This is a genomic window from Maritimibacter sp. UBA3975 (genome assembly GCF_002384975.1).
GTDB lineage: Bacteria > Pseudomonadota > Alphaproteobacteria > Rhodobacterales > Rhodobacteraceae > Maritimibacter.
This window is the reverse complement of sequence record NZ_DGCP01000019.1, coordinates 23,682-32,416: the sequence shown is the minus strand read 5'-3', so window position 1 is coordinate 32,416 and position 8,735 is coordinate 23,682. Positions and strand designations below refer to the sequence as shown.

At 67.1% G+C, this 8,735-nt stretch carries 8 protein-coding genes and 1 riboswitch; of the genes, 4 read left to right on the top strand and 4 right to left on the bottom strand.

Annotated features, from left to right (window positions below; all coding sequences use genetic code 11):
- A partial coding sequence (locus B2585_RS20380) for a NifU family protein (protein ID WP_292025877.1) occupies positions 1–512 on the bottom strand: 512 nt, incomplete at its 3' end.
- Positions 513–617: 105 nt separating this feature from the next.
- On the opposite strand from B2585_RS20380, the gene B2585_RS20375 reads away from it, so the two are divergent.
- Entirely contained in the window at positions 618–1,508 is an 891-nt protein-coding gene (locus B2585_RS20375) for a DMT family transporter (RefSeq protein WP_292025875.1), read from the top strand.
- Between the two features lie 10 nt (positions 1,509–1,518).
- Here B2585_RS20375 and B2585_RS20370 read toward each other — a convergent pair whose 3' ends face one another.
- The 3 genes from B2585_RS20370 to B2585_RS20360 all read right to left on the bottom strand — a co-directional run bounded on the left by B2585_RS20370 (position 1,519) and on the right by B2585_RS20360 (position 3,823).
- On the bottom strand, positions 1,519–1,974 hold the full coding sequence (locus B2585_RS20370; protein ID WP_292025874.1) for a universal stress protein: 456 nt from the start codon (positions 1,972–1,974) through the stop codon (positions 1,519–1,521).
- Between the two features lie 200 nt (positions 1,975–2,174).
- Positions 2,175–3,035, bottom strand: coding sequence for a branched-chain amino acid aminotransferase (locus B2585_RS20365; protein ID WP_292025872.1), 861 nt, complete (start codon positions 3,033–3,035; stop codon positions 2,175–2,177).
- Positions 3,036–3,256: 221 nt separating this feature from the next.
- Positions 3,257–3,823, bottom strand: a complete 567-nt coding sequence (locus B2585_RS20360; protein ID WP_292025870.1) for a gamma-glutamylcyclotransferase family protein — start codon at positions 3,821–3,823, stop codon at positions 3,257–3,259.
- 72 nt (positions 3,824–3,895) lie between these two features.
- A riboswitch (glycine riboswitch) is annotated at positions 3,896–3,982 on the top strand.
- A gap of 131 nt (positions 3,983–4,113) precedes the next feature.
- On the opposite strand from B2585_RS20360, the gene gcvT reads away from it, so the two are divergent.
- From gcvT to gcvP, 3 genes are all read left to right on the top strand, one after another.
- A complete protein-coding gene (gcvT, locus tag B2585_RS20355; RefSeq protein WP_292025869.1) occupies positions 4,114–5,208 on the top strand; it encodes a glycine cleavage system aminomethyltransferase GcvT in 1,095 nt (364 codons plus the stop codon).
- A 15-nt stretch (positions 5,209–5,223) separates the two neighbouring features.
- Complete coding sequence (gene gcvH, locus B2585_RS20350; protein WP_292025868.1) at positions 5,224–5,583, top strand: glycine cleavage system protein GcvH; 360 nt, start codon at positions 5,224–5,226, stop codon at positions 5,581–5,583.
- Between the two features lie 110 nt (positions 5,584–5,693).
- On the top strand, positions 5,694–8,540 hold the full coding sequence (gene gcvP, locus B2585_RS20345) for an aminomethyl-transferring glycine dehydrogenase (protein ID WP_292025867.1): 2,847 nt from the start codon (positions 5,694–5,696) through the stop codon (positions 8,538–8,540).
- Positions 8,541–8,735 lie beyond the last annotated feature (195 nt).

The window sequence follows — 8,735 nt, the reverse complement described above, 5'->3', positions numbered from 1 at the left end:
AGCAGGTTCTCGATCCCCATCTTCAGCGTCAGCGTCGAAGAGGGGCAACCGGCACAAGCGCCCTGCATGTGGAGGTAGACCACCCCACGCTCGAACCCGTGGAACGTGATATCGCCCCCGTCCTGCGCCACGGCAGGGCGAACGCGGGTATCGAGAAGATCCTTGATCTGGCCCACGATCTCGCCATCCGGCCCGTCATGCTCGGCATGCGCCGCCTGCGCGGGCGCATCGCCCATGACCGGCGCGCCGGACTGGTAATGCTCCATGATCGCGCCCAGAAGCGCGGGCTTCATGTGGTCCCAGTCGACCCCGTCCGCCTTCGTGACGGTGACGAAGTCCGTTCCGAAGAACACGCCGGTCACGCCGTCCACGGCGAAGACCCGCTGCGCGAGCGGAGATTTCGACGCCGTCTCGGCATTCGGAAAATCGGCCGTCCCGGCCTCCAGAACCGTCTGCCCGGGCAGGAATTTGAGCGTCGCCGGATTCGGCGTGGATTCGGTCTGAATGAACATTTTGTGCACCTTTTCTGTCGGGATTGGATATGTGCTTGGAATGGTTCCAAGTCAACCCGGCCGGTTTCGACTTCCCTTTCGCGTGATTTCGCGTTTTGTGGGGGCATGACGGATCATCTCAAGGGTTTGACCATAACATTTCTGGGTGTGCTTTTCATCCTCCCCGACAGTCTGATGGTCAGATTAATCGAAACCGACGGCATGACCGTCGCCTTCTGGAAGGCCCTGCTGACGGGTAGCGTGACCGGGCTGGGCCTGCTCCTGTGGCGCGGGCCCAAGGTTTTCCGCGACACCTTCGCCCCCGGCTGGCGCGTCTGGATCTATGCGGCGACAAGCGGCATTTCCGGCTCGCTCTTCGTGATCGCGGTGGCGAATACCTCCATCGCGAACGTGGTGTTCATCCTCGCCGCCACCCCGCTGGTCTCGGCACTCCTGTCGCGCGTCTTCCTGGGCGAGCGGATCACGCGGCGCATGGCCATCACGATGGCGGTGGTGCCGGTGGGCATCGCGATCATCGCCTACGGATCGGGCGAGACCGAGGGCGCCTCGCTCAAGGGCGACCTGATCGCGATGGGTCTCGTCTGCGTCTTTTCTATCGGTCTGACGATTGCACGCAGCCTGCGCCCGGTCTCGATGGTACCAGCCATCGCACCGGGGATGCTGGGTGCCGCGCTTGTCCTGTTTCCCTTCGCCGCCCCGCTGTCCGTCCCCGCGGGTGACTGGATCTGGGTCGCGCTGCACGGCGGGTTCTTCATCGTCCTCTCCACCGCCCTCCTCGCCATCGGCCCGCGCTACCTGCCGTCGGCCGAGGTGGCGCTGCTCCTGCTCGTGGAAAGCGTATTTGCGCCGCTGCTGGCCTGGGTGGTCGTGGGCGAAGACCCGGGTAAATGGGCGCTGGTCGGCGGCGCAATCGTGATCGGCACGCTGGCCGTCTCCAATGCCATCGCGCTCCGACGCGGGCGGCAAGTCGTGGTCCGCCCGCCACTGCGCGGCTGAAGCCTCCGTCTCAGGTGATGCTCTCGAGCCGCTCCTTGGACATCTCGCCCGGCACGATGGTCAGGGGCACGGGCAGCCCCGCCGCCGTGCGCGTGAGCGCGGTGACAAGCGGCCCGGGACCTTTCTTGCCCGATCCCGCACCAAGGACGACGACCCCCACTTCAGGATCTTCCCGCACCTGCGCCAACAGCTCCTCGACCGCCTCGCCCTCCCGGATGACAAGCTCCGGGTCCACCCCCTGCTTGTCGCGCATCCACTTGGCGAAGACCTCGTAATGGGCCTCGATCCGCTCCCGCGCCTCTTCGCGCATGACCGCCCCGACGCCGAGCCAGTGATTGAACTCCTCGGGCGGGATGATCGACAGGATCTCGACCCCGCCACCGGTATTGGCCGCCCGCATGGCGGCGAACCGCATGGCGTTCAGGCATTCTCGGCTGTCGTCCAGGACGACCAGAAACTTGCGCATGGTTCACTCCCCTCGAACGCCCGGATCATGGCGCACCGCCCGCAGCCGATCAACGTCCTTCTTCGTTCCGCAAATACTTCGGGAGGTCCGGAGGGCTGGCCCTCCGGACGCGCCAAGGGCGCGTTGCCACCGCGGCGACCCGGCGCAGCCGGGGCGGCGCAAGACCTGCGCGGGCGCCAGCCCGCTCCCTCAGAAACCGGTTAAAGGCTCGCGGCCCAGTCCCAGTACAACGCGCGCGCGCGCCGCGTTACGGGGCCGACCTGATACATCGTGCCGTCGAATTCCGTCACCGGCGTCACCTTGTTGAGGTTGCCCGACAAGAACACCTCGTCCGCCGCGCGGAAGTCATCGAAGGTCAGAACCGTCTCGTGCACCGCCACGCCGTCGGCGCGCAGGTTCTCGATGTGACGCGCCCGGGTGATGCCCGACAGGAAGGTGCCGTTCGCCACCGGCGTGAAGACCTCGCCATCGCGCACCATGAACACGTTGGCGGAGGCTGTTTCGGCCACGTTGCCCAGCGCGTCGGCCACCAGCGCATTGGTGTAGCCCTTGGCCCGCGCCTCGGCGAGCATCCGCGCGTTGTTCGGATACAGGCACCCGGCCTTGGCGTTGACGACAGCGTCTTCAATCACCGGGCGGCGAAACCGCGTCGTCGTCAGCGTCATCGCCGCATCCGGGGCCGCCATCGGGATTTCCTCAAGCGCCACCGCGAACCCCGTCGCCGTTTGCTCAGGCAGGATGCCAAGGTAGCCACCCTCGATCCCCCAGTACATCGGGCGGATATAGACGGCGGCGTCCTTGGGATACAACGCAAGCCCCTCACGCACGATCTCCATCATCTCGTCCACGCCGACCGTCGGCTTGATCATCAGCGCCTCGGCAGAGGCGTTGACCCGCGCAAGATGTTTGTCGAGGTCGGGGGCCATCCCGTCGACATAGCGCGCACCATCGAACACCGTCGTGCCAAGCCACGCGCCGTGGTCGCCCGCCTTCATCACCGGCACGTCGCCCGCGTGCCATGTGCCCTCGAAATAAGTGTGCAGATTGGTGCCCGTTGCCATGCTGTCCTCCGTGATCGCGCGCGACCCTAGGCCGGCGCTTGCCGAAGGTCCAGCACAGCCCCCAAAGAAGCGCCCCCGGCGGGGACCGGGGGCGCAGTAGGACGCGCGCGGAAAGGGTCAGGGACAGGCGCGCTGCCCGCTGCTGAGCCCAGGGACGGGCCGGGAATCGCGGACAGGTTCACGTTAGCTGCGCGATGATTCCGTTTTGTGAAATGCGGTGCCTAAAGCCCGATGATCCGCGCCCCGATCCGGGCAAGACCTGCGTCCACCAGCGCCGTCTCCTCCTCCACCAGCTGCTGGTGACGCGGATAGACGGGGGCCGACCGGTCGTCGAGGACCGGGGCGTGCCAGCCCTCGGTCGTGTCGAAGAAATGATCCACGCCCGCCTGCCCGAACTCCGCATGAAACCCCTGCACCACCACGTCGAGATAGGACAGCAGCACCGGGTGGTCGTCGCCGGGCACAGGAAAGGCGTCGAGGTCCACGGCATAGATCGCGATGTCCAGGTTGCGCCCGACCGGGTGGGTCACCGTCCGGCTCGCGTCGTGGCGTGCATAAGCCCCTTCCCGCGCGTCCAGCGCCGCCCAGTCCGCACCGGGCACCGACGCGATCAACCCGTCGATATAGTCGTCGGGCGCGGGCACGGCGGAGAGCAGGCAGCGGTTCGTGCGGGGCGAGCGCCGCCACGCCCGCCGCCAGCCCGTCACGCGGGCGGGATGGGCCTCTGGGTAGGCATGAGTGCGCCGGTTGACGAGCGAACCATAGCCGAAGAAGAACGGGTCAGACATGGGCCCATATCTTTGCGCCCGGCCCCCGAAAGGCAAGCCTTGTGCGCGCCGGGGCGCCCCGATAACCTCCCCCCAAACGCGTAGGGAGAATCTGGCGAAAGCCAGTGCCGAAGGAGCAACCGCCCCGGAACCTCTCAGGCAAAAGGACCGCGCGGGTCAGCACTCTGGAGAGTGGCGCATCGCGCCCGCCGAAGGGATAACGATCTCAGGCGAAAGGACAGAGGGGGCATCGGGCGGGCCAGCATGGCCCCGCGATGCCGGGCGCGTCACCCCGGTGAGGGAAATGCCGGATGAGCGAACTGAAACGCACGGGGCTTTACGATCTGCACCTTGAACTGGGCGGCAAGATAGTGCCCTTCGCCGGGTGGGAACTGCCGGTACAATACCCGATGGGCGTGATGAAGGAGCATCTTCACACCCGCGCCGCCGCCGGCCTTTTTGACGTGAGCCACATGGGACAGGTGATCCTGCGGTGTCCGCCCAAGGCGCTCGAAGCGCTGGTGCCGGTCGACGTGGCGGGCCTCGCCGAAGGCCGCCAGCGATACGGCCTGTTCACCGACGACACGGGCGGCATCCTCGATGACCTGATGATCGCGAACCGGGGCGACCACCTGTTCCTCGTCGTGAACGCCGCGATGGCGGATCAGGACATCGCGCATCTGCGCGCCCATCTCGGCAATGCGGTTGAGCCTGTCACGGATCGCGCCTTGCTGGCCCTTCAGGGGCCGAAAGCCGCGAGTTACCTTGCACAAATCGCGCCTCCGGTCGCCCAGATGCGCTTCATGGACGTGGCCGTGATCCCGACCGTTCACGGCGTCCTTTGGATCTCGCGCTCGGGCTACACCGGCGAGGACGGGTTCGAGATCAGCGTGCCGACGGCCAACGCCGACGGCTTCGCCCGCGCCCTTCTGGCGATGGAAGACGTCGCGCCTATCGGCCTCGGCGCGCGGGACTCGCTCCGGCTGGAGGCAGGTCTGTGCCTGTATGGCTCCGACATCGACAGCACCACGACTCCAGTCGAAGCCGACCTCAACTGGGCGATCCAGAAGTCCCGCCGAACCGAACGCACCGACTTCCCGGGCGCCGCCGTCATACTCGACCAGATCACCAACGGCGCGCCCCGCAAACGCGTGGGCCTCTTGCCCGAGGGCCGCGCCCCGATGCGGGCGGGCACCAACCTTTTCGCCTCAGCGGACGCCGCCGACCCGATCGGCACCATTACCTCCGGCGCCTTTGGCCCCTCGATCGAGCGTCCGATGTCGATGGGCTACCTGCCCGCCGACCTCGCCGCCCCCGGCACCACCGTTTTCGGCGAGGTGCGCGGCAAACGGCTCCCCGCGACCGTGACGCCGCTCCCTTTCCGCCCTGCCACCTACAAACGCTGACCACAGGAGACCCGAATGAAATTCACCGAAGAACACGAATGGCTGGACGAGGACGACGGCATCGTCACTGTCGGCATCACCGCACATGCCGCCGAGCAACTGGGCGACATCGTCTTCGTCGAGCTGCCCGACGTGGGTGATGAGGTGACCAAGGACGATGAGGTCGTGGTGATCGAGAGCGTCAAGGCCGCCTCCGACATCCTCGCCCCCATCGACGGCGAGATCGTCGAGGTGAACGAGGCCATCGTGGCAGAGCCCGCCAAGGTCAACGACGACCCCGAGGGCGAGGCCTGGTTCTTCAAACTGCGCCCGGCCGAGCCGTCGCAGATGGACGACTACATGGACGAGGCGGAGTACAAGACGTTCATCGGGTGACCCCGGAAACGGTCGCGCCCGCACATCCGGACCTGCGACCGTTTTCACTTTTTCTGCTTCCCTGTCGCCGCGACTGACCGCGCGCGCCGTATCGCTTGAAGGAAACGCACATGACGTTCACCCCGACCGGCTATGACCCCTACGACTTCGCGAACCGGCGCCACATCGGCCCGTCGCCCGCAGAGATGGACGAGATGCTGGCGGCCATCGGCGCGGACAGCCTCGACGCCCTGATCGACGCGACGATCCCGAAAAGCCTGCGCCAGTCGGAGCCGCTGGACTTCGGCGCACCGCTGTCAGAGCGCGAGATGCTCCACCGGATGCGCGTGACGGCCGAAGAGAACACCGTGCTCACCTCGCTTCTGGGTCAGGGCTACCACGGCACGGTCACGCCCCCCGCGATCCAGCGCAATATCCTCGAAAACCCGGCGTGGTACACGGCCTACACCCCCTACCAGCCAGAGATTTCGCAAGGGCGGCTTGAGGCGCTCCTGAACTTCCAGACGATGATCACCGACCTCACGGGGCTCGAGGTCGCCAATGCCTCGCTCCTCGATGAATCCACCGCCTGCGCCGAGGCGATGACCATGGCGCAGCGCGTGGCCAAGTCAAAAGCCAAGGGGTTCTTTATCGACGAGAACTGCCACCCACAGAACATCGCCGTGATGAAGACCCGCGCCGCGCCGCTGGGCATCGAGATCACGGTGGGCGCGCCCGACGATGTCGACCCCGAGGCGGTCTTCGGCGCGATCTTCCAGTATCCCGGCACGCTGGGCGAGGTGCGCGACTTCACCCCCGAGATCGAAGCCCTCCACGCCGCCCGCGCCATCGGCATCGTCGCCGCCGACCCGCTCGCCCTCACGGTGCTCAAGGAGCCCGGCGCGATGGGCGCGGACATCGCCGTGGGCACGACCCAGCGCTTCGGCGTGCCGATGGCCTACGGCGGTCCTCATGCCGCCTACATGGCCACCAAGGACGCCTACAAGCGCAACATGCCGGGCCGGATCGTCGGCGTCAGCGTGGATGCGCGCGGCAACAAGGCCTACCGCCTCGCCCTCCAGACGCGCGAGCAGCACATCCGGCGCGAGAAAGCCACGTCCAACGTCTGCACCGCCCAGGCCCTGCTGGCCGTCATGGCGAGCTTCTATGCCGTTTTCCACGGCCCCGAGGGGCTCAAGGCCATCGCGCAAAGCGTGCACCGCAAGGCCCTGCGCTGTGCCAAGAAGCTGGAGAAAGCCGGGTTCACCATCGGTCCCGCGGCCTTCTTCGACACCTTCATCGTCGAGGTGGGTCTGCTGCAAAAGGGCGTCATCCACGCGGCCCGGCGCGAGGGCGTGAATCTGCGACCCGTTGGCAAGACGCATGTGGCGATCACGATGGACGAAGCGATCCGCTCGGAGACGATCGAGGCCGTCTGGCGCGCCTTCGGGATCGAAGCGCAGGACGACGACAGCGACACCGATTACCGCCTGCCCGACCCGCTCCTGCGTGACAGCGACTACCTGACCCACCCGGTCTTCCACATGAACCGCGCCGAGACCGAGATGATGCGCTACATGCGCCGCCTCGCCGACCGCGACCTCGCGCTGGACCGCGCGATGATCCCGCTCGGCTCCTGCACGATGAAGCTCAACGCGGCGGCCGAGATGATGCCGATCTCCTGGCGCGAATTCGCAATGCTCCACCCGCTCGCCCCCAAAGGGCAGGCGCGCGGCTACCACGCGCTGATCGAGGACCTGAAGTCCAAGCTCTGCACCATCACCGGCTACGACGCCATGTCGATGCAGCCCAATTCCGGCGCGCAGGGCGAATATGCGGGTCTGTTGACCATCGCGGCCTATCACGCCGCCAACGGCCAGTCCGAGCGTAACGTCTGCCTCATCCCGATGAGCGCGCATGGCACCAACCCGGCCTCGGCCCACATGGTCGGGATGGAGGTGGTCGTGGTAAACTCCGCCGAAAACGGTGACATTGACCTCGACGATTTCCGCGCCAAGGCCGCGAAGGCGGGCGACCGGCTCGCCGCCACGATGATTACCTACCCCTCCACCCACGGCGTGTTCGAAGAAACCGTGCGCGACGTCTGCGCGATCACCCATGAGCACGGCGGACAGGTCTATATCGACGGCGCCAACCTCAACGCGCTCGTGGGCCTCGTGAAGCTGGGCGATCTGGGTGGCGACGTCAGCCACCTGAACCTGCACAAGACCTTCGCGATCCCGCACGGCGGTGGCGGCCCCGGCATGGGGCCCATCGGGGTCAAGGCCCACCTCGCGCCCCACCTGCCCTCCGACCCCTTCTCGGGCGACCTCGGCGCGGTGTCCTCGGCCCCCTTCGGCTCCGCCTCCATCCTGCCGATCTCCTGGGCCTATATCCTGATGATGGGCGGCGACGGCCTCACACAGGGGAGCCGTGTGGCGATCCTCAACGCCAACTACATCGCGGCCCGGCTCAAGGGTGCCTATGACGTGCTCTACAAGGGGCCGACGGGCCATGTGGCGCATGAATGCATCATCGACACCCGGCCTTTCGCCGACAGCGCAAGTGTCACGGTGGACGACATCGCCAAGCGGCTGATGGACTGCGGCTTCCACGCCCCGACGATGAGCTGGCCGGTCGCGGGCACCCTCATGGTCGAACCCACGGAGTCGGAGACCAAGGCGGAACTCGACCGCTTCTGCGACGCCATGCTCGCCATCCGCGCCGAAATCCGCGAGATCGAAGAGGGCCGCGCCGACCGCGACGGCAACCCGCTCAAGCACGCCCCACACACGGTCGAAGACCTCGTGGGCGACTGGAACCGGCCCTACTCGCGGGAACAGGGCTGCTTCCCGCCGGGCGCCTTCCGGGTCGACAAGTACTGGCCCCCGGTCAACCGTGTCGACAATGCCTACGGCGACCGCAACCTCGTCTGCATCTGTCCGCCGCTCGAGGCCTACGCGGAAGCGGCGGAATAACCCGCACCGCGAGTCGGCGGCGGGTCAAGGATCGGCGCAGCCGACCGCGCCCCCGGCGCGGCCCGTCCTTGACGCGCCGGCGACTCGCCACACCCTTGTTCTGGCGTCTTGAGGGGCGCACCGCCCCCTCAAGCGCCTCCCCAGCACATTCCCGCCCTACCCATCCCTGCGCACGACCGGGCAAACGCGCCCGCC

Excerpts from the sequence above, each read along its gene's own strand:
- B2585_RS20365 (WP_292025872.1), bottom strand. The coding sequence starts at position 3,035 with ATGGCAACGGGCACCAATCTGCACACTTATTTCGAGGGCACATGGCAC.
- gcvH (WP_292025868.1), top strand. The coding sequence starts at position 5,224 with ATGAAATTCACCGAAGAACACGAATGGCTGGACGAGGACGACGGCATC.
- gcvT (WP_292025869.1), top strand. The coding sequence starts at position 4,114 with ATGAGCGAACTGAAACGCACGGGGCTTTACGATCTGCACCTTGAACTG.
- B2585_RS20360 (WP_292025870.1), bottom strand. The coding sequence starts at position 3,823 with ATGTCTGACCCGTTCTTCTTCGGCTATGGTTCGCTCGTCAACCGGCGC.
- B2585_RS20370 (WP_292025874.1), bottom strand. The coding sequence starts at position 1,974 with ATGCGCAAGTTTCTGGTCGTCCTGGACGACAGCCGAGAATGCCTGAAC.
- gcvP (WP_292025867.1), top strand. The coding sequence starts at position 5,694 with ATGACGTTCACCCCGACCGGCTATGACCCCTACGACTTCGCGAACCGG.
- B2585_RS20375 (WP_292025875.1), top strand. The coding sequence starts at position 618 with ATGACGGATCATCTCAAGGGTTTGACCATAACATTTCTGGGTGTGCTT.